Below are 25,062 nucleotides of genomic sequence, written 5' to 3'. Positions count from 1 at the left end.
TCGCTAAAATCCCGTACTACTTAAAATGACAGAGGTATTGAATGAAGCGTGCAGTAATCACCGGTCTGGGGATTATCTCAAGTATCGGTAATAACCGGGAGGAAGTACTGGCTTCTTTGAGAGAAGGTCGTTCCGGGATCACATTCTCAGAAGAATTTAAAGAGATCGGCATGCGCAGCCAGGTTTGGGGTAACGTCAAACTGGATACTGCCGGTCTTATTGATCGTAAAACTGTCCGTTTCATGAGTGATGCTTCTATCTATGCGTATCTTTCCATGGAGCAGGCCATTGCAGACGCCGGCCTGACAGAAGAGCAGGTGTCTCACTACCGTACCGGTGTGGTTGCCGGTTCAGGCGGCGGTTCCCCGCGCACTCAGGCTATCGCGGCTGACGGCATGCGTGCCAAAGGTCTGCGTGGTGTCGGTCCTTACCTGGTGCCGCGTGCAATGGCATCCGGTGTGTCCGCAAACTTAGCGACACCGTTTAAAATCAAAGGCGTGAACTACTCAATCAGCTCTGCCTGCTCTACCTCTGCACACTGTATCGGCCACGCGGTGGAACTGATCCAGCTGGGCAAACAGGATGTGGTATTTGCCGGTGGCGGTGAAGAACTGTGCTGGGAAATGAGCTGCGAATTTGACGCTATGGGCGCACTGTCCACCAAATACAACGAAACACCGGACAAAGCGTCCCGTACTTATGATCAGGGCCGTGACGGCTTCGTGATCGCAGGCGGCGGCGGTATGGTCGTGGTGGAAGAGCTGGAGCACGCACTGGCGCGCGGTGCACATATCTACGCGGAAGTGGTCGGCTACGGCGCGACATCTGACGGCGCGGACATGGTTGCCCCATCCGGTGAAGGTGCGGTCCGCTGCATGCAGATGGCGATGCATGGCCTGGATACGCCGGTTGATTACATCAATACCCACGGCACATCCACACCGGTCGGTGATACCAAAGAGCTGGAAGCTATCCGTGAAGTCTTCGGTGACCATACCCCGGCACTGTCAGCGACCAAAGCCATGACCGGTCACTCACTGGGTGCGGCAGGTGTTCACGAGGCTATCTACAGCCTGCTGATGCTGGAGCACGGTTTTATCGCGCCGAGCATCAACGTGGAAAACCTTGATGAGAAAGCGGAAGGTATGGCGATTATCACCGAACCGACCGAACGCGAACTGACCACTGTGATGTCCAACAGCTTCGGCTTCGGCGGCACCAACGCCACACTGGTTATGCGCAAATATCAGAACTGATTTTGCCCTGTTGATCAGATAAATGCCCCGGTTTAATCACCGGGGCATTTTCTTTTGCGGCAAAGTCTGTCAGGGTATAACCGTACTGTTTATCTTTTTACTGCCACAGGGGTGATGAATGAAAAAGCTGACTATCGCAGAGATGACTGAGCCGCAGAAAATCCGTGTCCGCACCCGGCTGGCTCAGGAACAGAAAAAACTGGGGCGTCCGCTGACTAATGCGGAGCAGAATAAAGTCAAAGATCAGATTATCACCGAGATTTCCAAAGAAGTGGATGCCGCTGCCGCCAAAGTCAGAGCACAGAAAAAAAAGGATAAAATCAAACCCGGCAGCGGAACAGAAACATACAGCTGGTCAGCGAAAACGCATACCCGGGGATTGCGCTGAGCCTTACGGATAACTTATTTCAGTTCTTATTACGATATCCCGGCAGACAGCAGCAGGATAACGCATATCTGGGATCAGAATATTGCGGATATGAACACATCCCCCAATCCTGTATGGGATGATGCCGATGATGGCTGGATGCATCCGGTGGATGAAGAAATCAGAAAGGAACGCCGTGAAGGGTCGGCAAGGAAATTAAAATACTTAACAAAGCTTGAAGAAGATATAAATAAAGACATCAGTGAGATAATAAAAAATATAACTGAGGTAAATGAAAAAATAAAGAACGCAAGTGATGTTTTGGAAAGTGCCACACTAAACGTTATTGTGAAAAAATTTCAGTTACAAAAAGAAAAGATAATTAATTTACTGAATGAAGCAAGAAAAAGAAAATCTGACGCTGAAAGAAAGAGATTAAGTGATGAGGCATGGTTTTATAACAGTGAGCTTAACAGGCGTATGCAGGATAAAACCCTGGGTGAGATAAAAACAGAATGGGAAAAAGGAAAGAGTATAACAAAAGAAATTGTTTTACAGGATGAACGAATAAAAGCAGCAGAAAATGACGTAATAAAAGAAGAAGATGAGTTCAGCCAGGTTAAAACAGCCGTGAAATTTACAGCAGATTTTTATAAAGAAGTGTTCAGTGTATACGGAGACAAGGCGGAACAATTAGCTGGTACTCTGGCAGAGCAGGCAAAAGGGAAGAAAATCCGGGATATTGATGATGCATTGAAAGCTTACGAAAAATATAGGAATAACTTTAATAAGAAAATGAATTCTGAAGATCGCAGGGCTATTGTCGCGGCGTTAGAGTCAATCAAGTCAGCAGAAATCGCAAAAAATTTTACAAAATTCAGCAAGGGTATGGGAGTTCTGAGTCATGCAATCAATGCATTTGATTGGGTTGGTGAATTGATTAAATCTGTAAAAACAGATAATTGGCGGCCATTTTTTGTTAAAACCGAAGTCATCGCAGCCGGGAATGCTGCGACTGTTGTAGTTGCATTCATCTTCAGTGTATTGCTGGGAAATCCCGTCGGCCTTATAGGCTATGGCTTGATAATGGCCGGCACCGGAGTATTGATTGATGATGAACTGGCTGAAAAAGCTAATCTGTTTTGGGGGATTTAATTTATAAAAACAGAGGCTGCCTATTTCTGTGGTAGCCTTTTTATAAGAATAGCAATAATAAAAATTATTATTATAGGCAGTGATAATAAAAATACAGAGCAACCATATATGGCCAATAAACCAGTTCTTCCCGGTGTATCAATGAAAAAACCACTTTTCCAGAATTGTGGTGTCGTGAATTTAAGGAAAAAGTATTCAGTTATCCATTTTGCAACAGGATAAAAAATAAATCCAAATATGGATAATAGCAAAAAGATCAGTCTGTATTTAAAATTATCATTCCAGCAATAGTAAAAGAAAATAGAAGTATAAAACCAGCCCCAGCACATATTTTGAATATAATATTTTTTAGTCACTGTATGGTATTCCGTCGTTTGGTGTGCCATTGACAGGACTTTAACATAGTCATATATGATAATAAGAATCAATACTGATGCTGTTTTGTCACTTTGTGACGGATATGAAAAATTGCAAAGATACTAAAAAATAGCAGAGTAAAAATAACGCATTGATAAAGTTAGTAAAAAAGGGATAACAACAAAAGAAAATTATATGATTCATCAATGAATTAATGCTTTTTATTTTTGTTGGTTATCCCTGAAATGCCGGGCCCTGACGTTGTTTTTACCTATTCCCCGGCCTCACATCGCTGTGGCTGCGATTTCCTGCTTTTGCGGCGGATAATCTGTGTCAGTGGTGTGCGCAGACGCTGCGCCATAATGACCCCGATCAGTACCACGCCGCCGCCGATAATATGGTAGCTGTGCAGTTCCTCTTTCAGGAAGACTGCGGCGATAATGGCAGTCAGTACCGGCGCCAGATTCATAAAGATAGAAGCGGCGTTTGCGCCCAGCCGGGTGACGCCCAGGATCCACAGCAGCGGTGCGAAAATAGAAGCTGCAATCCCTGCATACAATACCAGCCCGATATTATCGCGGTTCAGTGTCACATCCCCGGCGCTGAGGAAGACCGGGATCAGCAGCAGTACGCCAAACACAATCTGCATATACAGCGAGTGAATGCTCGACAGCGGGATCGCCCAGCGTTTGGTCAGCACGCCGTAGAAAGCATAAGCCAGACCGGCGATAAACATCAGCATTTCACCCTGACCCAGCCCCTGATGCAGTAAATCTGCCGGATGTCCCTTGCTGATAAGCCAGGTCAGGCCGCTCAGGGAGAGAATTGTGCCGAGCACAATACCGATGGTCGGTGCGATCCGCAGTACCGGAATACTTAACACCACGGTCAGCAGCGGGATCAGCGAGGTGATAATCCCCATAAAGGTAGCGCTGACGGTATACGCCGCGTAATACGCCAGGCTCTGATACAGTCCCATGCCGAGAAAACCGAGGATAAACAGTTTCCATGCGTGTTGTTTGATCACCGCGCGCTGCTGCCAGATTGGCATAATCAGGAACGGCGTCATCACGGCGAGCGCCAGTGCCCAGCGGTAAAAGGAAATCGCTCCGGGGGCGATGGCACCGGCGGCCAGTTTATTCACCACGGCATTCACAGACCAGATTAATACAGCCCCGAGGGGTAAAAGCAGGTTTTTCATTCTTAAACTCATTTTCATTATCAGGCAGGTGGTGTAGTGTAATCTGTCTTAATTATTCTATATAACGATATCCCGCCAATTTATAGAGAGGATCTGACAAGATGGCCCGTAAGTCAGATATTTCATCACTGGGCGTGAAAGACCCGGTGACATTAATCTGCCGTCATGAACAGTTTTATTCGGAAACGGAATTTGCCCTTCATCATCATCCCTTCGGCCAGTTGCTGTATGTCGCCAGTGGTGTGATGGAGATGACCGTTGAGGGACAACGCTATCTTGCCCCCGCCGGCTTTTGTATCTGGATCCCGCCGGGAACGGAACATGCCAGTTATAACAAAGCCTGCGCCTCTTTCAAAATTATTGATATCTCGCCGCAGTGGGCGCCGCAGTTACCGCAGATGGCCTGTGTGATAGAGCTGACGCCGGTGTTCAGTGCCGTGATGCAGGATTTGTTCGGCCGCAAAGTCCGGGAGCCTGAAACTGACGCGGACAGACGGCTGGCGCTGGTACTGACCGATCAACTGCTGCTGTCGCCCTGTCAGCCGACCTATCTGCCGGTCACGGATGATAAACTGCTGGCTCCGGTACTCAGTGCACTGGAGAACGATCCGTCTGATAATACGTCGCTGGCGGAGTGGGCGGCGCGGCGCTTTACTTCAGAGCGGACATTATCCAGACGCTGTCAGCAGAAACTGGGAATGTCTTTCAGCGAATGGCGTCAGCGCCTGCGTTTTTTGCGGGCGGTGGCGTTATTACAGGAAGGCCGCAGCGTGCAGAATGTCGCGCTGGATGTGGGTTACAGCTCATCCTCCGCCTTTATTGCCATGTTTTCCCAGCTGGCCGGTGTCACGCCGGAACGCTTTCGTCATCAGCCTTAATTGCTCTCTTTAGCAACAATCGGTGTTCCGGGCGTAGGTTTTATCCCGCAGAAGTGGCAAAATAGCGGCCATCCGTTTCAATTCCGGTTGTGCCGCCGCACCGACAGGTCTCCGCCGGCCGCCGACAGTATGAAGGTGAAGCCCGTGAAAATCGTTGTAGATGAGAATATGCCTTACGCCGAAACCCTGTTTTCCCGTCTCGGGGACGTGGTGGCGGTGCCGGGACGTCCGTTACCGGACGGGGTGCTGGATGATGCTGACGCACTGATGGTGCGTTCTGTCACGAAAGTGAATGCACAGCTGCTGGAAAATACCCCGGTGAAATTCACCGGAACCGCAACCGCCGGTTTTGACCATGTGGATAAAGCCTGGCTGGCAGAGCAGGGAATTGGTTTCTCCTCCGCACCGGGTTGTAACGCGATTGCTGTGGTGGAATATGTCTTTTCCGCCCTGATGCTGCTGGCGGAGCGCGACAGTTTTCAGCTGACGGATAAAACCGTCGGGATTATCGGTGCCGGGAATGTCGGCGGCCGTCTGGCGAAGCGTCTGGAAGCACTGGGTGTTAATATTCTTATCTGTGACCCGCCGCGTGCGGATAACGGCGATGCCGGGGAATTTTATGATATCGATACCCTGGTGGCACAGGCTGATATCCTGACATTCCATACCCCGCTGAATAAATCCGGGCCGTACACCACACTGCATCTGATGGATGAAACCCGTCTCAATGCCATGAAAGACAACGGCATTCTGATCAACGCCAGCCGTGGTGCGGTGGTGGATAACCGGGCGCTGTTATCAGTACTGGCAGGCGGCAAGCCGCTGAGTGTGGTACTGGATGTGTGGGAACCGGAGCCGGATCTGTCAACTGAACTGCTTTCACTGGCGGATATCGGTACGCCGCATATTGCCGGTTATACCCTGGAAGGCAAGGCGCGTGGTACTACGCAGGTCTTTGAAGCCTTTGCGGAATTTACCGGACAACCGCAGCAGGTTGCGCTGAGCGAACTGTTACCGGCACCGGAATTCGGCTGTATCACACTGTCAGGTAAAGTAACGCAAAGTATTCTCAAACGTTTAATGCATCTGGTTTATGATGTCCGCCGTGATGATGCGGCATTACGCGTGGTGGCCGGTGTGCCGGGTGAGTTTGATAAACTGCGTAAGTTTTACCCGGATCGCCGCGAGTGGTCATCACTGACTGTTATTTGTGATGATGCACAGAGTGCGGCGCTGTTGTCTGACCTGGGTTTCACGGCAGAATACCGCGCATAAAATCATTTTTTTCATCATTCTTTTTCTGACTGTACCGCGCTGACGCGGTGCAGTCTTTGTTCCGGAGATAACTATGTCAGAAGGCTGGAATATTGCCGTATTGGGTGCGACCGGTGCTGTCGGCAGCGCCGTGGTGTCATTACTGGAAGAGCGTGAATTTCCGGTGGGAGAGTTGTATTTACTGGCCGGGGAGCGCAGCGCGGGAGAATCGGTGCGCATGAACGGCAAAAGCTATCTGGTTACCGAAGCCCGTGATTTTGACTGGTCACAGGTGCAGCTGGCCTTTTTCATGGCCGGTGCGGAAGCCACCGCTGCGTATTATGAAGCGGCGACAGACAGCGGCTGTATTGTGATTGACAGCAGCGGCCTGTTTGCGCTGGAGCCTGACGTGCCGCTGGTGGTGCCGTCGGTGAACCCGCAGGCACTGAGCGAATACCGTAACCGTAACCTGATTGCGCTGGCAGACAGCACCGTCAGTCAGTTACTGACTGCTATCCGTCCGCTGGTGGAAAGCGCCGGGTTATCCCGTATCAATCTGACCAACCTGTTCTCTGTTTCCCGTTTCGGGAAAAGTGCGGTGGAAGAGCTGGCCGGGGAGTGTGCAAAACTCCTTAACGGTATCCCGCCGGAAGCCGGTCGTTTCAGTAAACAGCTGGCGTTTAATCTGCTGCCGTTGCTGACCGATGAGCAGGGCAGTGTGTCAGAAGAGCGTCGTATCGCGGAAGAAACCCGCAAAGTCCTGCAGGATGCCGGTCTGCCGATCAGCGTGAGCTGTGTGCAGTCCCCGGTGTTTTACGGCAACGCGCAGATCGTGCAGCTGGAAACACTGCGCCCGCTCGGCAGTGAGGAAGCCCGTGATGAACTGGAACGGGCAGAGGATATTCAGCTCTCTGACGAGCAGGAGTTTCCGACTCAGGTGACAGATGCCTCCGGCAATCATCTGCTGAATATTGGTTGTCTGCGTAATGATTACGGTATCCCGGAAATTCTGCATTTCTGGTCAGTGGCGGATAACGTTCAGTTCGGCGGCGCACTGATGGCAGTCGAAATTGCCGAACGTCTGACGCAGGAGCAGTTTTACTGATGTCAGCGGTGATTTTGCCGGCGGAAGAGGGTAAAACCACGATCGCGCTGGGTATTGAATATGATGGCAGCCGCTATTACGGCTGGCAGCGTCAGTCAGAAGTCGCGAGTGTGCAGGGCTGTCTGGAAAAAGCCCTGTCAAAAGTGGCCGCAGAGCCGATCTCGGTTTTCTGTGCCGGCCGGACCGATGCCGGGGTGCATGCCACCGGCCAGGTGGTGCATTTTCATACGGCAGCTGTCCGTAAAGATGCGGCCTGGACGATGGGCGTGAATACTCATCTGCCGCCGGATATCGCGGTGCGCTGGGTCAAAACCGTGCCGGAGAGTTTCCACGCCCGGTTCAGTGCCACAGCGCGGCGTTACCGCTATGTGATTTTCAATCACCGCTTTCGTCCGGCTATTCTCAGTAAGGGTGTGACCCACTTTCATTATCCGCTGGATGAAAAGCGGATGCATGAAGCGGCACAGAGCCTGCTGGGGGAGAATGATTTCTCCTCTTTCCGCGCGGCGCAGTGTCAGTCCAGAAGCCCGTGGCGTAATGTAATGCATGTGAACGTCACCCGTCAGGGGCAGTATGTGATTGTGGATATCAAAGCCAATGCTTTTGTGCATCATATGGTGCGCAATATCACCGGCGCTCTGCTGGAGGTCGGCTGCGGTAATTTACCGGTCAGCCGGATGGCGGAACTGCTGGCACTGAAAGATCGGACACTGGCACCGGCGACAGCACCGGCGGAAGGTTTGTATCTGGTTTCTGTGGATTACCCGGAAGAATTTGCCCTGCCGTCACCGGCGATGGGGCCGCTTTTCCTGGCAGATTAATTTATTAGCCGGAGAAGCAGAAGCCTGCATCCGGCGGGGTGAAATATGGAATATATTAAATTTCTGATTGATTTTATTCTGCACATTGATTTGCATATGCAGGAGATGGTCGCGGCATACGGAATCTGGGTTTATGCGATTTTATTCCTGATCCTGTTCTGTGAGACCGGGCTTGTGGTCACGCCGTTCCTGCCGGGAGACTCGTTGCTGTTTGTGGCCGGGACACTGGCGGCACTGCCGACTAACGACCTGAATATTCATATCATGGTGCTGCTGATGATTGCAGCGGCAATTATCGGTGATGCGGTTAACTATACTATCGGGCACTTTTTCGGGGAGCGGCTTTTCCGCAATCCGGACTCAAAAATCTTTCGTCAGAGCTATCTGCGCAAGACCCATGCGTTCTTCGAAACCCATGGTGGTAAAGCGATTATTCTGGCGCGATTTGTTCCGATCGTGCGGACATTTGCCCCGTTTGTGGCCGGTATGAGTAAAATGTCCTACCGCCATTTTGCGATGTTTAACGTTATCGGTGCAATTGTATGGGTGGTATTATTTGCCTATGCCGGGTATATCTTCGGGGAAACCGAGATTGTACAGAAGAACTTGAAATTACTTATCGTGGCGATTATTTTCATCTCCATGCTGCCCGGTATTATCGAGGTATGGCGTCACCGCCGTGCGGCGAAAAAAGCACAGAAACGTGATGACGCCTGAGTGGTTTGAGCAGTTTTTTATCCACAGTGCATAAGCAATGTGGTTTAATGGCAGATAATAATTACACTGGCTGAGCCAGATTTCAGACGGAAAGGTCATTAATGAGCTGGATTGAAAAAATTCTGAATAAGACCCCAATGAACCAGACACGCAAGGCGAGCATTCCTGAAGGTGTCTGGACGAAGTGCGACAGTTGTGGTCAGGTACTGTACCGCCAGGAGGTGGAACGTAATCTTGAGGTGTGTCCGAAATGTGATCATCACATGCGGATCCCTGCACGTGCGCGCCTGCTGACGTTTCTGGATGAAGGCAGCACCACGGAACTGGGAACTGATCTGGAGCCGAAAGACGTCCTGAAATTCCGTGATTCCAAGAAATACAAAGACCGCCTGGTCTCCGCACAGAAGACAACCGGGGAAAAAGAAGCCCTGATTGCGATGAAAGGCACCCTGAAAACCATGCCGGTTGTCGCGGCGGCGTTTGAATTTGCCTTTATCGGCGGTTCAATGTCCTCTGTGGTCGGTGCACGGTTTGTCCGCGCGGTTGAACAGGCGCTGGAAGATAACTGCCCGCTGGTCTGCTTCTCCGCAAGCGGCGGTGCCCGTATGCAGGAAGCGCTGATGTCGCTGATGCAGATGGCCAAAACCAGTGCGGCGCTGGCCAAAATGCAGGAGCGCGGTCTGCCGTATATCTCTGTGCTGACTGACCCGACCATGGGCGGTGTCTCCGCGAGTCTGGCTATGCTGGGTGATATCAATATCGCCGAGCCGAAAGCCCTGATCGGCTTTGCCGGTCCGCGTGTTATCGAGCAGACTGTCCGTGAGAAATTACCACCGGGATTCCAGCGCAGTGAGTTCCTGATTGAAAAAGGGGCGATCGATATGATTGTCCGCCGCCCGGAAATGCGTGATACCGTCGCGGAAATTCTGTCAAAACTGACGAACTATCAGTTCCCGCAGGAAGGTGAAATCATTGAAATCCTGACCGCGGATGAAGCTGATACCGACTTATCTTCCGAAACAGAGACTGATGTCAAAAAACACGATGTCTGATAAGCGAGAAAGACCGACAGCCGCGTCATCGATGATGACGTGGCTTTCTTATCTGGGTGATCTGCATACGCAGGTTATTGATATGGGACTGGAACGTGTCGGTGCGGTGGCGGATATCATGAATCTGCGCTATCCCGCCCCGAAAGTCATTACCGTTTCCGGAACTAACGGCAAAGGCACCACCTGCCATACGCTCGAATCCATCCTGCTGGCTGCAGGGTTGCGGGTCGGGGTGTACAGCTCCCCGCATCTGGTGAATTACACCGAACGGGTGCGGATTCAGGGGCAAAACCCGCCTGAGGCGGATTTCTGCCGTGTCTTTGCGGATATTGACGCGCAGCGCGGCGATATCACTCTGACCTATTTTGAAGCGGGGACACTGGCAGCACTGCAGCTGTTCCGCGAAGCCAGCCTTGATGTGGTGATTCTGGAAGTCGGCCTCGGCGGGCGTCTGGATGCCACTAATATCGTCGATTCTCATATCACGGCTATTACCAGTATCGCACTGGATCACACCGACTGGCTCGGGGCTGACCGCGAGCATATCGCCCGCGAGAAAGCCGGGATTTTCCGCCCGCACTGTGTGGCGGTGATCGGTGAACCGGACGCGCCTTATACCATCGCCGACGTGGCAAATAAGCTGGAAACCTCGCTGTTCTGCCGTGCCGATGACTGGTCTTATAAAGAGCAGGGCGACCACTGGACGTGGCAGTGTGAGGATGAAACCCTCGAAAATCTGCCGCTGCCGAATGTGCCGCTGGCAAATGCCGCGACCGCTCTTGCGGTGATCCACAATCTGCGTCAGGTGAAAGACAAAACCGGCCGCGCCATCACCCGTGAGGCGATTGATACCGGGCTGCGTCAGGCACAACTGCCGGGCCGTTTTCAGATTGTCTCACAACAACCGCTGACCGTGCTGGATGTGGCACATAACCCGCATGCTGCCGGTTATCTGGTCTCAAAACTGGCACAGCTGCCGCGCACTGCGCAGAGCCGTGTCCGTGCGGTGATCGGTATGCTGGGCGACAAAGATATCAAAGGCACCCTGGCGGTGCTGGGTGAGCAGGTGACGGACTGGTATGTCGCGCCGCTGACCGAATTGCGCGGAGCCCCGGCAGAACAGCTGGCGGAGCATCTGACCAACCCGCAGCAGTTTGCCGATGTGGAAAGTGCCTGGGAACAGGCGCGCCGTGATGCCTCACCGGAGGATATCGTGGTGGTGTGCGGGTCATTCCACACAGTGGCTCATGTTATGGATGTTTTAGCGAAGGAAGGTGCGGGTGGCCAGTAAATTTCAGAATCGCTTAGTCGGAACCATTATCCTGGTGGCGGTGGGTGTGATTGTCCTGCCGGTGCTGCTGGACGGCGATAAGAAATATAACGAAGACCAGTTCGCAGCCATCCCGCTTATCCCGAAAGAAGGGGAGCAGGATGAGATTGATGCGGTGAATCCGATCAATCAGACTATGCCGACGATGCCGTCAGAAGGGGCATCCAGCGCCATGATTACCGAAGCGGCACAAACCGGGACGGAAGAAGCCCCTGCGGAAGCATCTGCGGGCAGCAGTACCACCTCTAATGTGCCGCCGGGTGCGGATCCGCTGCCGCCGGTGGTGATCCCGGATAAACAACCGCAGCCGAAACCGGAGCCTAAGCCGGAACCGAAACCTGAACCAAAACCGGAGCCTAAGCCGGAACCAAAACCTGAGCCGAAACCGGAACCCAAACCGGAAAAAGCACCGCAGGGACAGGCTTATGTTGTGCAGCTGGGTGCTTTATCCAATGCCCGTAAGGTGGAGGAGATTGTCGCCACACTGCGGTTATCCGGTTATCAGGTGTATACCGTGCCGCGCGGCAAACTGACGCTGATTATGGTCGGGCCGTCAGCCTCGCAGGCTGAGCTGAAGTCCTCGCTGGGGGAACTGAGACAGCTTACCGGGCTGGATGGCCGGGTGCAGTCTTATAAACCGTAGCGAATTTAAGGAATTAGCAATATCCGTTAATAAAATCAGTTAACTCTTTGCGGCGATTATAATTTTTTATTTCGCCGCAATTTATTTTCGGATGGAGCAAAAATCCGTTACGCAAACGTTTTCGTTTTCTGTTAGAATGCGCCCGTCACTGATGCCGGGGCATCAATTTGGATAGTGATATGGTTTGGATTGATTACGCAATTATTGCAATTATTGCTTTCTCGGCATTAGTCAGCCTGGTTCGTGGTTTCGTTCGCGAAGCCTTATCGTTAGTGACCTGGGTCTGTGCGTTTTATGTGGCCAGCGAGTTTTTCCCGCTGCTGGCGGACTATTTTACGCGCTTTGATGACCCGCTGGTCCGCAACGGAATCGCCATTGCGATTTTATTTGTTGCGACACTGATTGTCGGCTCGGTGATTAACCATGTTATCGGTTCACTGGTTCAGCGGACAGGCTTATCAGGCACAGATCGTGTTCTCGGGGTTTGTTTTGGTGCTCTGCGCGGGGTGCTGATCGTGGCGGCAATTTTGTTCTTCCTCGACAGCTTCACGCAGATGAGTCAGAGCAGCGACTGGCAGCAGTCACAACTCATCCCCCAATTCAGTCATGTTATCAGGTGGTTCTTTGACTACCTCCAGAATGCGTCAAGTTTCCTGCCGGAGAATTTTCCTTCTCCGCCCGGCTGATGAGGAAAAAACTACATGTGTGGTATTGTTGGTATCGTTGGTTTTACGCAAGTCAATCAATCAATTTATGACGCGCTCACGGTGTTACAGCACCGGGGCCAGGATGCAGCCGGTATCGCAACCATTGACAGTAACAATGGTTTCCGGCTCCGTAAAGCCAACGGACTGGTGAAAGATGTTTTCGAAACCCGCCATATGCTGCGTTTGCAGGGCACACTCGGGATTGGCCATGTCCGCTACCCGACCGCAGGCAGCTCCAGTGCATCGGAAGCACAGCCGTTTTATGTCAATTCACCGTTCGGTATCACCCTGGCGCATAACGGCAATCTGACCAATGCGCACACGCTGAAACATCAGCTGTTTGAAACAGCCCGCCGTCATGTTAATACCACCTCCGATTCTGAAATCCTGCTCAACGTGCTGGCGTATGAGCTGGATCGCTTTGATGCGCACCCGCTGGAGCCGGACAATATTTTTGCTGCTGTCAGCGCGATGCACACCAAAATCCGCGGCGCTTATGCCTGTGTGGCACTGATTATCGGCCACGGCCTGCTGGCGTTCCGTGACCCGAACGGTATCCGTCCGCTGGTGCTCGGTAAACGTGCCCTGAATGATGGCCGCGAAGAGTACATGGTTGCGTCTGAAAGTGTTGCGCTGGATACCCTCGGTTTTGAATATCTGCGCGATGTGGCACCAGGTGAAGCGGTGTATATCACTGAAACCGGGCAGCTCTACACCCGCCAGTGTGCGGCGAATCCGTCACTGACACCGTGCCTGTTCGAGTTTGTCTATTTCGCCCGCCCGGATTCCGTTATCGATAAAGTCTCTGTCTATAACGCCCGTCTGCGTATGGGGCAGAAGCTCGGTGCCAAAATTGCCCGCGAGTGGGAAGACCTGGATATCGATGTGGTGATCCCGATCCCGGAAACCTCGATGGACAGCGCACTGGAAATCGCCCATATGCTGAATAAACCGTACCGCCAGGGGTTTGTGAAAAACCGCTATGTGGGACGTACCTTTATCATGCCGGGTCAGCAGGAGCGGAAAAAATCTGTCCGCCGCAAACTCAATGCCAACCGCACCGAATTCAAAGGGAAAAATGTGCTGCTGGTGGATGACTCCATTGTGCGCGGCACCACGTCAGAGCAGATTGTGGAACTGGCACGGGAAGCCGGGGCGAAGAAAGTCTATTTCGCTTCTGCGGCCCCGGAAGTGCGTTTCCCGAATGTCTACGGTATCGATATGCCGAATGCCAACGAGTTAATCGCTCACGGTCGCGAAGCAGATGAAATCTGCCGTCTGATTGGCGCGGATGCCCTGATTTTCCAGGATCTGAGTGACCTTATCGATGCAGTGCGTGAAGAGAACCCGGATATCCGCGGTCTTGAGGCATCGGTGTTTGATGGTATCTATGTCACCAAAGATATCGACCAGGATTATCTCGACTATGTGGAAAACCTGCGCAAGGATGATGAATTAAAGTTGCGGGATCATAACGAAATTGAGAACCTTGAGATATATAATGAGGGTTAATCTCTTTTTTGTCAGGTGATGTTATGAAAAAACTGATTGTGGGGCTGACCGGCGCAAGTGGTGCTGTCTATGGTGTGCGGCTGCTGGAGGTCCTGCAAACGGTGCCGGAAGTGGAAACCCATCTGATTGTCAGTCAGGCGGCCCGGCAGACACTGGCGCTGGAAACAGCATACAGTCTGCGTGATGTGCAGGCACTGGCGGATGTGGTACATGATGAGCGTGATATCGCCGCCTGTATATCTTCCGGCTCTGTCAGAACACTGGGGATGGTTATCCTGCCCTGTTCGGTGAAAACCCTGTCAGGGATTGTTCACAGTTACACGGACACCCTGGTGACCCGTGCCGCGGATGTGGTGCTTAAGGAAGGGCGCAAACTGGTGCTGGGCGTTCGTGAAACGCCGCTGCATCTGGGACATCTGCGGCTGATGACACAGGCAGCGGAAATCGGTGCGGTGATTATGCCGCCGATGCCTGCGTTTTATCATCAGCCGGAAACCGTGCAGGATATTATTGACCAGACGGTCAACCGGGTACTCGATCAGTTTGATATTGAATTACCGGAAGATTTATTTACCCGCTGGAGCGGGGCGAAAAATCCCCGCTCTGTACAGCCGTAATCTGAATCACCCGGCCGTTTGTTTCCGGCCGGGTTCTGTATTAATAGTCCGCCGGACTGTCCAGCAAATCCCGCAGAGCTTCTTCCAGATTAATAAACTGACAGCTGAACCCGGCTTCTTCCAGTCGTTTCGGCAGGGCATTCTGACCGCCGAGTGCCAGTACCGCCGCTTCTCCCATCAGCGCCTTCACCACAAATGCCGGAACACGCAGCAGATGCGGGCGGTGCAGGATCTGCGCCAGTACCGCCGCAAACTGCTCGTTATGAGACGGATAAGGTGCGGTCATATTGAACGGGCCGTTCTGTGCGGGATCGTCGAGCAGAAACAGAATAGCGCTGACCATGTCATTGATATGGATCCACGGCATATACTGACGGCCGTTACCAATGGGGCCGCCAAGACCGGCGCGGTAGACCGGCAGCAGTTTTGCCAGCGCGCCGCCTTCCGGGGAGAGCACAATACCGGTGCGCAGCAGGCAGACCCGGGTTTTCTCACTTTGTGCTTTCATCGCCAGGGATTCCCAGCGGTCGCACAAAGTGTGGGTGAATTCCGGATTTGGTTCATCATCCTCCGTCACGACGGATTGTCCCTGATCACCGTACCAGCCCACGGCAGAGCCGGAGAGAAACACCGCCGGCGGCGTTTCACTGGCATTGATAAGCTCACTGAGCCGTTCGGTTATCTGCCAGCGGCTTTCACACAGCAGCTTTTTCTGCTCTTCACTCCAGCGTTTATCCGCGATAGGCTCACCGGCGAGGTTAATCACCGCATCGATGTCGTTCAGATGTGTTATATCATTGAGTGAGTTGAGATTTTCTGCGGCTGAGCAAAAACGGGAATAAACTTTCTGCGGTGAGCGGCTCAGAACCACCACCTGATATTTCCGGGCAATCAGTACCTGCACCAGCGGGGTTCCGACGAGCCCGGTGCCGCCTGTGATCAGAATACGCATAGATGCTCCTTCTGCCGGTAGATTTCTCTGACTATAGCAGTTTTTGCCGCCGGGGGATGTGATCGGCAAGAAAGAAAAACAATCATAGAACCGCTATCAATTCTTGATATACTGATTCAATGACCATAATGGCACACTATCATTATTAGTTTGGTATATAAAAGCGGTATAAAGCAGCGGCCCGCGGATTAACAGCGTGTGTCACTGAAAAAAACAGAAACAGCATCCGGAATGCTGATAAAAAGAAAAGGTTAGAGGATGGAACAAGAAAGCGCTATCGAGTGGGTGGACGTGGTCGATGAAAATAATGATGTCATCGGCCAGGCGACCCGCGAGCAGATGCGGGCGGAAAACCTGCGTCACCGGGCAACCTACATCGTTGTGCATGACGGCATGGGAAAAATTCTTGTCCAGCGCCGGACTGAGCACAAAGACTACTGCCCGGGTCTGCTGGATGCCACTGCCGGCGGCGTGGTGCAGCAGGGCGAGCTGATGCTCGATTCTGCCCGGCGCGAAGCAGAGGAAGAACTCGGGATCGCCGGTGTGCCGTTTGCCGAGCACGGCCTGTTTTATTATGAAGAGCCGGTCTGCCGTGTCTGGGGCGGGTTATTCAGCTGTGTGACACACGGGCCGTTCGCACTTCAGGAAAGTGAAGTATCGGAGGTTACCTGGCTGACTCCGGCTGAAATCACAGCCCGCTGTGACGAATTTACGGCCGATTCACTGAAAGCTCTCTCTCTCTGGCTGACCCGGAATAATCAGAATTATACCCCGGCAGAGCGGCAGAAGCCGGTTGCAACGCCTGAAGCTGAAATGAGCAGCGACAGCGAATAAAAAAAGAATAAAAACCGGAGAAGCCTGCAATATGCAGGCTTTTTTATATTTAAAACAGGGTGAAATAAAACGCAGGCAGTAAATATATCGGTAAAAAAGAATATCATCAGAGATAGTTCAGTATAATTTTTGTTATTCCGGTTTCTGGCTTTAATCATTTTCCTGTAGAATGCCGTTCTGAGTACAGATAATAATTTAAAACCATAAAAATGTCCGTTAACTATATGAATTACAATGATTTTATGTAATTTTATTTATGCTTTATTAAAGAAACATTAAATAACAAATCCCGGTTAATAAGAATTATCCGGAAATAAACGGAAGATAATAAAATACAACCTGAACGAGAATAATGATGAGAAATAAATTAGCAGGATGGCTGTTGTTATTACCACTGCTGCTCACCGCATGGGGTGCATTTCAGTATTGGCGCATCAGCGATGAATATCAGGCTTACCAGTATATTATGTCAGAAAAAGCGGAGCTTCAGCGTCTGATTGCTGAAGATCCGAATACACAGATTACCTACGATGACGGGGAAACCGTGTCTGCCGGTCAGCAACTGGGCATGATTAACCGTGATCTGAATAAATACAGCAGTGAGATTGCCATGATTCTGGCCGGGGCGGGTGTCAGCCTGGGGACTATCGCCACCGGGATTTTATCGCTGCTGTTTGGTGCAGGGGCGATTTATCTCTGCATCAGCAGCGGCCGGGCTGCCCGGCGCTCCCGCGATACGCTGCTGAACGTCTTTGCCCGCTGCCGCAAAATGCTGCCGTTTATCCTGACCGGGCAGATGACGCTGGTCGGCCTGAGTATCATTTGTGTGATGGCGTATGAAGCGCTGTGGTTCGCCGGTAATTTCGTGCTGAGCGGCGGCGGTGCGAAGATCATGATCTTTATTCTGATCAGTATCCTGCTGATTATCTGGTACATCATCAAAGGGCTGTTTAAGCTGCGCAAGAGCTTTGCCATGTTCCGCAGCGAACCGTCGGATGTGACAGGGCATGCCGTCAGCCGGGAGGAAGCGCCGGGGCTGTGGCAGTGGGTGGATGACATTGCCGCGAAAGTCGGCACGTCGTCACCGGATCATATTGTTGTTGGTATGACAGAGTGTTTTTATGTGACATCCCACAGTATCAGCCTGAATGAAAATCAGCTGATTGAAGGGAAAACGCTGTACTTCCCGCTGCTCTATTCCGCACTGCTCAACCGTGAGGAAGCCAGTGCGGTTATCGGGCACGAACTGGGGCACTTCACCGGCGAAGATACCACTTACAGTCTGAACTTTGCGCCAATCTATGCCGGAATGAGCCACAGTATTTCGCTGGTGGCCAGCGAGGTACAGGATTACTACAGTAAAGTGATTATGAGCCCGTCGGTGTATCTCGGGATCTTCTTCCTCGAGCAGTTTGATTTCGCTGTCAGTCACTGGAGCCGTATCCGTGAGCTGGAAGCGGATAAAGCGGGGGCATCGGTCAGCTCACCGGCGGCGGTGGCATCGTCACTGCTGCGTATCTCTGCGGTCAGTGAAGTGATTTCGGAAACGCTGGGTGAGTTGTATGAAGGCACCCTGAAAACGGATGATTTACTGCCGGTGGTGATGGCGCGACTGCGTGAGCGTGGTATGCCGGAAGCCGGACAGTTCCTGAATGAGGCAACCAGTCACCCGAGCGACACGCATCCGCAGACCCGTACCCGTATTGAAGCGCTGTCTCAGGATATCAGTGATGATCTGCTGGCCGCTGCTTCCCGTGAAGTGCAGTCAGATGATTACGGCAATATCGCGGATCTGTTCACGGATGCCAAAGCGATTTCCATGATGCTGACGGCGTCACTTTCCGGCATGGTCGCTGAGTACACCACCCAGCGGACAGCGGCACTGGAAACCATGTTGCATGAATCTGATGCGGCAGAGGAAGTGATCATCACCGAGCGGCGGAAAATGTTCCGGATGATGTTCATCTTTGGCCTGGTGGTTGCGGCCGGGATGGGGATTGCCACGGTGAAACTCGGTGCGGAAAATCTGATCGCATCCGGTGCGGTTCACGGCTTCTGGCTGTTACTGCTGTTCTGGGGTGTGGCCTTTATGTACCGCGACAGAGGTAAAGCACCACTGTTTGCTTTCCGTCACGGTCAGCTGGTCAGTGATAAGCTGACACAGCCGTATCCGCTGCACTACATCGTTGATTATGACATTGCGGAAACCTCCGGTGTGGCGACACTCACACTGCATGTGGCTGACGGGGCACCTGCACCGGGCATGGCAGTAAAAAGCCGTTTCTTTAAATATGATGCCAAAAAGCAAAAACTGATGATTGTGATGGCGGGTGTCCGGATCTGGCAGGGCAAATCATTATCCCTTCAGGAATTATCGGAACTGGTGCACAGCCAGTTGCAGACGGCACATGTGAAGCACGAGCTGCGGCAGTAATTTTTCTGCTGAAATACAGGGAACCGCCGCAAGGCGGTTTTTCTGACAGGATGTATAAAAAAATCCCGGCGGGGAAACCCGGCCGGGATTATTGTCTGTAACTTTTCAGTCAGCAGAACTTATTTTTTCTTCGCTTCGTCCTGCGCTGCCTGAATAGCAGTCAGTGCGATGGTGTACGCGATATCGTCAACTAACGCACCACGGGACAGGTCGTTAACCGGCTTGCGCATACCCTGCAGCATTGGTCCGATAGAGACCAGGTCTGCTGAACGCTGAACCGCTTTGTAAGTGGTGTTACCGGTGTTCAGGTCAGGGAAGATGAAGACGTTTGCTTTACCTGCAACCGGAGAGTTCGGTGCTTTGGTTTTCGCAACGTCAGCCATCACAGCAGCGTCGTACTGTAACGGACCGTCGATGCACAGGTCAGGACGTTTTTCCTGAGCAATGCGGGTCGCTTCGCGGACTTTCTCAACATCGTCACCCTGGCCGGAAGTCCCGGTAGAGTAAGAGATCATCGCAACGCGCGGGTCGATACCGAATGCTTTAACAGAGTCAGCAGACTGAATTGCGATTTCTGCCAGCTGTTCAGGGTTCGGAGCCGGGTTGATTGCGCAGTCACCGTAGACCAGCACTTCTTCAGGCATCAGCATGAAGAACACGGAAGAAACCAGTGAGCTGCCCGGTGCAGTTTTGATTAACTGTAACGGCGGACGAATGGTGTTCGCAGTGGTGTGAACCGCACCGGAAACCAGACCGTCAACTTTATCCTGCTCCAGCATCATTGTACCCAGTACAACGTTATCCTGTAACTGCTCGCGGGCAACGACTTCGGTCATGCCTTTGTTTTTACGCAGTTCAACCAGACGCGGAACATACAGCTCGCGGATGTCAGCCGGGTTAACCAGCTCGATACCGGTGCCCAGAGTCACGCCCTGTGCAGCTGCAACGCGGCGGATTTCTTCCGGATCGCCTAACAGTACGCAGGTCGCCAGACCACGTTCAGCACAGATAGCGGCGGCTTTGATAGTACGCGGCTCATCACCTTCAGGCAGAACAACGCGTTTTTTCGCTTTGCGTGCCAGTTCGGTTAACAGGTAACGGAATGCCGGTGGTGACAGACGGTTCGGACGCTCGGAATCCGCAACCAGGGAATCGATCCATTTGGTATCGATGTGGCTTGCCACGTAGTTCTGAACCAGTTCGATGCGCTCACGGTCATCAGCAGGGACTTCCAGGCTGAAGCTTTGCAGGTTCAGCGAGGTCTGCCAGGTGTTGGTGTTCACAGTGAAGATTGGCAGGCCGGTTTCGAACGCACGTTCGCACAGTTTGGCGATGCTGTCGTCGATTTCATAACCGCCGGTCAGCAGGATCGCACCGATTTCCACGCCGTTCATCGCTGCCAGGCAGGCAGAAACCAGCACGTCAGGACGGTCAGCAGAGGTCACCAGCAGAGAACCCGGACGGAAGTGCTCCAGCATATGAGGAATGCTGCGTGCACAGAAAGTCACAGATTTCACGCGGCGGGTTTTGATATCGCCTTCGTTGATGATTTTCGCGCCCAGGTGGTTCGCCATGTCGATTGCACGGGTGGCAATCAGTTCGAAGTTCCACGGTACACTGCCGACAACCGGCAGAGGCAGGGATTTCAGATCATCCGCGCTCAGGTGAGCGATAGTCGCTTTGGATGAGTCATCGAAGATTTCAGACAGATCAGGACGGGTACGGCCCTGCTCATCAACCGGTGCGTTAACTTTGTTAACGATCACGCCGGCGATGTTGGTGTTCTTGTGACCACCGAATTCATTGCGGATCAGTTCCAGACGCTCTTTGATTTCCGCTGCGGTGTCATTGCCCGGTGCTGTCACGAATACGATTTCCGCACCCAGAGTCTGGGCGATATCGTAGTTCAGGGACTGAGCATGCGGGTAGTTGCGGGTCGGTACCAGGCCTTCGATCAGGATCACTTCCGCACCCTGAGTATGCTCGTGGTAACGGGCAACGATTTCTTCCATCAGAATATCTTTCTGATTGGTGGTCAGCATGGTTTCGACATAATCCATATCCAGCGGCTCTGCCATCTTCAGGGAAGAGTGAGCACGTAAGATCTGGGTGGTCTGATCTTCAATACCTGCACGGCGCGGCTGTGCAACCGGTTTGAAGAAACTCAGGCTGACGCCTTTTTGTTCCATTGAGCGGACAACCCCGAGGCTGACGCTGCTTAAGCCGACACTGGTGCCGGTAGGAATGAGGATAATAGTACGGGACACATGAACCTCTTATTTTTTCACAATTCGGTGTTCAAAATAAATCCGCCGGCGGGGGCCGGCGGAGAGCAAAGATTATGCAGTCAGACGGGCTGCATCCTGTGCGATGACTAATTCTTCGTTAGTCGGGATCACCAGGGCAATGCTGCTGTCGTCAGTGGTGATTTTACCTGCGTTACCGAAACGGGCAGCCAGGTTACGTTCGTTGTCCAGTTTGAAGCCCAGCAGAGCCAGTTTCTCCAGAGTGTGTTCACGAACCATCGCTGCGTTTTCACCGATACCGCCGGTGAAGATGATAGCGTCCAGACGGCCTTCCATCAGTGTTGCATAACCACCGACGTATTTCGCCAGACGGTGGCAGAATACGTTCATTGCACGGGTCGCATCAGCTTGTTTACCGTAGTTTTCTTCAACATAACGGCAGTCGCTGGTGACTTCAGTCAGACCCTGCAGGCCGGATTCTTTGGTCAGCATTTTGTTGATTTCCTCAACGCTCATGCCCATTGAATCATGCAGGTGGAAAATGATAGCCGGGTCGATATCACCGGAACGGGTACCCATGACCAGACCTTCCAGCGGAGTCAGACCCATAGAGGTGTCCACGCACTCGCCGTTAACGATAGCTGCAACAGAACCACCGTTGCCTAAGTGGCAGGTGATCACGTTCAGTTCTTCAACCGGTTTGTTCAGCATTTTAGCGGCTTCACGGCTGACGAAGTAGTGGCTTGTACCGTGGAAACCATAGCGGCGGATACCGTGGTCTTTGTACAGGCTGTACGGCAGGGCATACAGGTAAGCTTCTTCAGGCATGGTCTGATGGAAAGCGGTATCGAAAACACCAACGTTTTTATCAGCCAGGTGAGGGAAGGCTTTCAGTGCTTCTTCCACGCCTAACAGGTTAGCCGGGTTGTGCAGAGGAGCAAAGGCAGAGCACTCTTCCATTGCTTTGATAACTTCGTCAGTGACGATAACAGAGTGAGCAAATTTCTCACCGCCGTGAACCAGACGGTGGCCGATGCAGCCGATCTGTGCGGACAGCTCAGGCTTGTCGCCCATGATATCTTTCACGATGAAACGCAGTGCTTCGCTGTGAGCAGCGCCCGCGCCTAATTGTGCTTCGTGTTTAGCACCATCCATTTTCCACTTGATACGTGCTTCCGGCAGGTTAAAGCATTCTGCCAGACCCGTCAGATATTCATCACCAGTTGTAGGGTCAATGATCGCAAATTTCAGTGAAGAACTACCGCAGTTAAGTACCAGTACCAGCTTACTTGACATGGAATTACCTATAATCTTGTTGTGGATAAGTCTTATGTATTAAGACAGTGGTTAAAACGTAATCTAACTAAGCGTAGCGCAATATTTCAGCGCCGTTCATGATTAACATCATGCAATTTTTATATTGAACGATAAATCATCGCTGCAATCTGTTGTCTGACGCCGGATGGTGTAAAAACACACATTTTGCCCTTGAAAAAGGCGGCATCAGACAAAATAATTAACTCAGGATTATTTCACCGTGATTAAACGGGCGTAGCATACCCGCAGATGACAGCAATTTCAAAATATACTTAATCCTACAAAAATATTTTGACTGAATGTAGCCATATTTTAATTATTATGTTTTTTATTGATTGAGGTCATAATGCCTGATAACACACCGGCAAAACCGGGTCTGTTCCGCGCACTGCGTCTCGGCAAACGTTACGCCGCCACCTGGCCGGCCGTGAAGCAGCTCGCCCCGGTTTTCCCGGAGAATCGTGTCATAAAATCCACACAGTTCGGTATCCGTTTTATGCCGCCGCTGTCGGTGTTTACCCTGACATGGCAGATAGCCCTCGGCGGGGCATTAGGTTCCGCAGTCGCCACCGCACTGTTTGCCTGCTCGCTGCCGCTGCAGGGGTTATGGTGGCTGGGACGGCGCGCCGCCACGCCCTTACCGGCCGGGTTGCTCAGCTGGTTTTACGAAATCCGCGCAAAATTTGCCGAAGCCGGGATCGCGATTGCGCCGGTTGAAGGCACACCGGATTATATGGCACTGGCCGAGTTACTGAAACGCGCTTTTAAGCAGCTGGATAACTCTTTTCTGGATGACCTGTAAGTTGCGCTGTTTTCCGCCCGCGGCTGCGGGCGGAAGAACCCCTTCCTTTATTAATCGATTCAGCTTCTGTAACCTCCTGTTTTTCCTCTCCGTAAAATTACCCGGGCGAAATTCCCCGCTGAGATCAAAAAAGGTGTGTATTTCACTATCTTATAGATTTGAGTAATGCGATGATTCTGACCATACCCCGGATTACTTTTTCAGGAGATACACCATGGAAATGACCAACGCACAACGCCTTATCCTCTCTAACCAGTATAAAATGATGGCTATGCTGGATCCGGATAATGCCGAGCGCTACCGCCGCCAGCAGACCATTATTGAGCGCGGCTTCGGGCTGCAGATGCGCGAACTGGATCGCGATTTCGGCGAGCTGCCGGAAGAAATCTGCCGCCGTGTGATTGATATGATGGAAATGTACCACGCACTGCGTATCTCCTTCGATAACCTGAAAGAAGCAAAAGATATCGACCCGCGCCGTATCCACTTCTTAGGTTTTGATGCGGCGACTGAAGCACGTTATTTAAGTTATGTGCGTTTTCTGGTAAATACGGAAGGGCGTTATACCCACTTTGACAGCGGCAGTCACGGCTTTAACTCCCAGACGCCGATGTGGGATAAATATGTCCGTATGCTGGGTGCATGGCATAACTGCCCGCGCCAGTATCACCTGAGTGAAGTGGAAATTAATCAGATCCTTAACGCATAATATTCCGGCATCCGCAACGGCGAGGCACGCATGGCACTGACTGCAAAAGGTTTTTTGTTTGATCTGGACGGCACACTGGCCGATTCCCTGCATGTGGTGGAGCGTGCCTGGCTGGCGTTTGCCCGCCGTATTGGTGCGGATGAGGATGAAGTAAAACATTTTATTCACGGCAAACCGGCGGTTGAGTCCATCCGCCATTTTCTGCCGGATGCGGATGAGAACGAAATCGCCGCACAGCTGGCGTGGGTGACAGAGCAGGAAATCAGGGAGAGTGATCAGGTCACGGATCTGCCCGGTGCGCAGGCACTGCTGGCGCGTCTGGTTTCTCTTGAAATTCCGTGGGCGATAGTCACCTCCGGTTCGGTGGCGATAGCCCGTCCGCGTCACAGTGCGGCAAATCTGCCGGAGCCGGATGCCTGGGTGACGGCGGATAATATCACCCGCGGCAAACCGGATCCGCAGCCCTATCTGCTGGGCGCGGAAAAGCTGGGGCTGGCTCCCCGCGACTGTTTTGTGTTTGAGGATGCTACCGCCGGTCTGCTTTCCGGGCTGGATGCCGGTTGTCAGGTGATTGCCGTGCATGTTCCGGCCGGAACACCGCGCACGGATGAACTGGCAATGCGGGTGGATTCACTGACAGAAATTGAGGTTGAGAAAGCGGCGGACGGTACGGTAACACTGACCCGCCGTCCCGGCTGACGGCCGGAACACCGCTGCACAGCACCGATCAGACGATGAGGGAAAACGGGTTGTGCGTTAACAAAAACGATGAGACAGGATGTTCGCTGTCCGGGCA

The 25,062-nt window shown here is 52.3% G+C and carries 23 protein-coding genes; 19 read left to right on the top strand and 4 right to left on the bottom strand.

Annotation, left to right across the window (positions count from 1 at the left end):
* Positions 1–41: 41 nt before the first annotated feature.
* The 3 genes from fabB to AB7038_RS02465 all read left to right on the top strand — a co-directional run bounded on the left by fabB (position 42) and on the right by AB7038_RS02465 (position 2,778).
* The gene (gene fabB / locus AB7038_RS02475) at positions 42–1,256 is read left to right on the top strand and encodes a beta-ketoacyl-ACP synthase I (protein ID WP_368888850.1); all 1,215 of its coding nucleotides are present in this window, start codon (positions 42–44) and stop codon (positions 1,254–1,256) included.
* A gap of 118 nt (positions 1,257–1,374) precedes the next feature.
* Positions 1,375–1,644: a DUF3811 domain-containing protein gene (locus tag AB7038_RS02470; RefSeq protein WP_045138115.1), complete on the top strand. Its 270-nt coding sequence runs from the start codon at positions 1,375–1,377 to the stop codon at positions 1,642–1,644.
* A gap of 90 nt (positions 1,645–1,734) precedes the next feature.
* Entirely contained in the window at positions 1,735–2,778 is a 1,044-nt protein-coding gene (locus AB7038_RS02465; protein WP_369452683.1) for a colicin-like pore-forming protein, read from the top strand.
* Positions 2,779–3,406: 628 nt separating this feature from the next.
* On the opposite strand, the gene AB7038_RS02460 is transcribed toward AB7038_RS02465, so the two are convergent.
* Positions 3,407–4,336 carry a DMT family transporter gene (locus tag AB7038_RS02460; RefSeq protein ID WP_369452682.1) on the bottom strand — a complete coding sequence of 310 codons (930 nt, stop codon included), beginning with the start codon at positions 4,334–4,336 and terminating at the stop codon, positions 3,407–3,409.
* Positions 4,337–4,437: 101 nt separating this feature from the next.
* Between AB7038_RS02460 and AB7038_RS02455 the strand changes: the two genes are divergently transcribed.
* The 11 genes from AB7038_RS02455 (at position 4,438) to AB7038_RS02405 (ending at position 14,972) form a co-directional block, all read left to right on the top strand.
* Positions 4,438–5,214, top strand: a complete 777-nt coding sequence (locus AB7038_RS02455; RefSeq protein WP_004239847.1) for an AraC family transcriptional regulator — start codon at positions 4,438–4,440, stop codon at positions 5,212–5,214.
* 144 nt (positions 5,215–5,358) lie between these two features.
* Positions 5,359–6,489: a 4-phosphoerythronate dehydrogenase PdxB gene (pdxB, locus tag AB7038_RS02450; protein WP_369452681.1), complete on the top strand. Its 1,131-nt coding sequence runs from the start codon at positions 5,359–5,361 to the stop codon at positions 6,487–6,489.
* A 73-nt stretch (positions 6,490–6,562) separates the two neighbouring features.
* Entirely contained in the window at positions 6,563–7,573 is a 1,011-nt protein-coding gene (locus AB7038_RS02445; protein WP_108656800.1) for an aspartate-semialdehyde dehydrogenase, read from the top strand.
* Positions 7,573–8,394, top strand: coding sequence for a tRNA pseudouridine(38-40) synthase TruA (gene truA / locus AB7038_RS02440; protein ID WP_369452680.1), 822 nt, complete (start codon positions 7,573–7,575; stop codon positions 8,392–8,394). Before AB7038_RS02445 ends, truA begins: the two co-directional genes overlap by 1 nt.
* Before the next feature lie 45 nt (positions 8,395–8,439).
* Positions 8,440–9,111, top strand: a complete 672-nt coding sequence (locus AB7038_RS02435; protein WP_368888845.1) for a DedA family protein — start codon at positions 8,440–8,442, stop codon at positions 9,109–9,111.
* 101 nt (positions 9,112–9,212) lie between these two features.
* The gene (accD, locus tag AB7038_RS02430; RefSeq protein WP_368888844.1) at positions 9,213–10,163 is read left to right on the top strand and encodes an acetyl-CoA carboxylase, carboxyltransferase subunit beta; all 951 of its coding nucleotides are present in this window, start codon (positions 9,213–9,215) and stop codon (positions 10,161–10,163) included.
* Positions 10,156–11,454 (top strand): bifunctional tetrahydrofolate synthase/dihydrofolate synthase, encoded by a 1,299-nt coding sequence (gene folC, locus AB7038_RS02425; protein ID WP_368888843.1) that lies wholly within the window; start codon positions 10,156–10,158, stop codon positions 11,452–11,454. The genes accD and folC overlap by 8 nt, the downstream gene beginning before the upstream one ends.
* A complete protein-coding gene (gene dedD, locus AB7038_RS02420) occupies positions 11,444–12,136 on the top strand; it encodes a cell division protein DedD (RefSeq protein ID WP_369452679.1) in 693 nt (230 codons plus the stop codon). Before folC ends, dedD begins: the two co-directional genes overlap by 11 nt.
* Before the next feature lie 179 nt (positions 12,137–12,315).
* Positions 12,316–12,822, top strand: a complete 507-nt coding sequence (cvpA, locus tag AB7038_RS02415; protein WP_004235126.1) for a colicin V production protein — start codon at positions 12,316–12,318, stop codon at positions 12,820–12,822.
* 15 nt (positions 12,823–12,837) lie between these two features.
* A complete protein-coding gene (purF, locus tag AB7038_RS02410; protein ID WP_369452678.1) occupies positions 12,838–14,355 on the top strand; it encodes an amidophosphoribosyltransferase in 1,518 nt (505 codons plus the stop codon).
* Positions 14,356–14,378: 23 nt separating this feature from the next.
* Positions 14,379–14,972, top strand: a complete 594-nt coding sequence (locus AB7038_RS02405; protein ID WP_072868643.1) for a UbiX family flavin prenyltransferase — start codon at positions 14,379–14,381, stop codon at positions 14,970–14,972.
* A gap of 40 nt (positions 14,973–15,012) precedes the next feature.
* On the opposite strand, the gene AB7038_RS02400 is transcribed toward AB7038_RS02405, so the two are convergent.
* On the bottom strand, positions 15,013–15,924 hold the full coding sequence (locus AB7038_RS02400; protein WP_369452677.1) for a TIGR01777 family oxidoreductase: 912 nt from the start codon (positions 15,922–15,924) through the stop codon (positions 15,013–15,015).
* A 258-nt stretch (positions 15,925–16,182) separates the two neighbouring features.
* Here AB7038_RS02400 and yfcD point away from each other — a divergent pair, with 258 nt between their 5' ends.
* Together yfcD and AB7038_RS02390 are read left to right on the top strand one after the other, a co-directional pair.
* Positions 16,183–16,758, top strand: coding sequence for an NUDIX hydrolase YfcD (gene yfcD, locus AB7038_RS02395; protein WP_368888839.1), 576 nt, complete (start codon positions 16,183–16,185; stop codon positions 16,756–16,758).
* 352 nt (positions 16,759–17,110) lie between these two features.
* Entirely contained in the window at positions 17,111–19,192 is a 2,082-nt protein-coding gene (locus tag AB7038_RS02390) for a M48 family metallopeptidase (protein WP_369452676.1), read from the top strand.
* A 119-nt stretch (positions 19,193–19,311) separates the two neighbouring features.
* On the opposite strand, the gene pta is transcribed toward AB7038_RS02390, so the two are convergent.
* Complete coding sequence (pta, locus tag AB7038_RS02385; RefSeq protein WP_369452675.1) at positions 19,312–21,459, bottom strand: phosphate acetyltransferase; 2,148 nt, start codon at positions 21,457–21,459, stop codon at positions 19,312–19,314.
* Positions 21,460–21,531: 72 nt separating this feature from the next.
* A complete protein-coding gene (locus AB7038_RS02380) occupies positions 21,532–22,734 on the bottom strand; it encodes an acetate kinase (RefSeq protein ID WP_349418198.1) in 1,203 nt (400 codons plus the stop codon).
* A 367-nt stretch (positions 22,735–23,101) separates the two neighbouring features.
* Here AB7038_RS02380 and yfbV point away from each other — a divergent pair, with 367 nt between their 5' ends.
* From yfbV to AB7038_RS02365, 3 genes are all read left to right on the top strand, one after another.
* Positions 23,102–23,557 carry a terminus macrodomain insulation protein YfbV gene (gene yfbV, locus AB7038_RS02375; protein WP_369452674.1) on the top strand — a complete coding sequence of 152 codons (456 nt, stop codon included), beginning with the start codon at positions 23,102–23,104 and terminating at the stop codon, positions 23,555–23,557.
* Between the two features lie 214 nt (positions 23,558–23,771).
* Positions 23,772–24,266 carry a YfbU family protein gene (locus AB7038_RS02370; protein ID WP_004235144.1) on the top strand — a complete coding sequence of 165 codons (495 nt, stop codon included), beginning with the start codon at positions 23,772–23,774 and terminating at the stop codon, positions 24,264–24,266.
* 30 nt (positions 24,267–24,296) lie between these two features.
* Positions 24,297–24,965, top strand: coding sequence for a sugar phosphatase (locus AB7038_RS02365; RefSeq protein WP_275993610.1), 669 nt, complete (start codon positions 24,297–24,299; stop codon positions 24,963–24,965).
* Positions 24,966–25,062: the final 97 nt, after the last annotated feature.

The organism is Morganella morganii, assembly GCF_041099235.1.
Taxonomy (GTDB): Bacteria; Pseudomonadota; Gammaproteobacteria; order Enterobacterales; family Enterobacteriaceae; genus Morganella; species Morganella morganii_E.
Note: the sequence above shows the minus strand (reverse complement) of the source record. Positions and strands in the feature narration are given on the sequence as shown.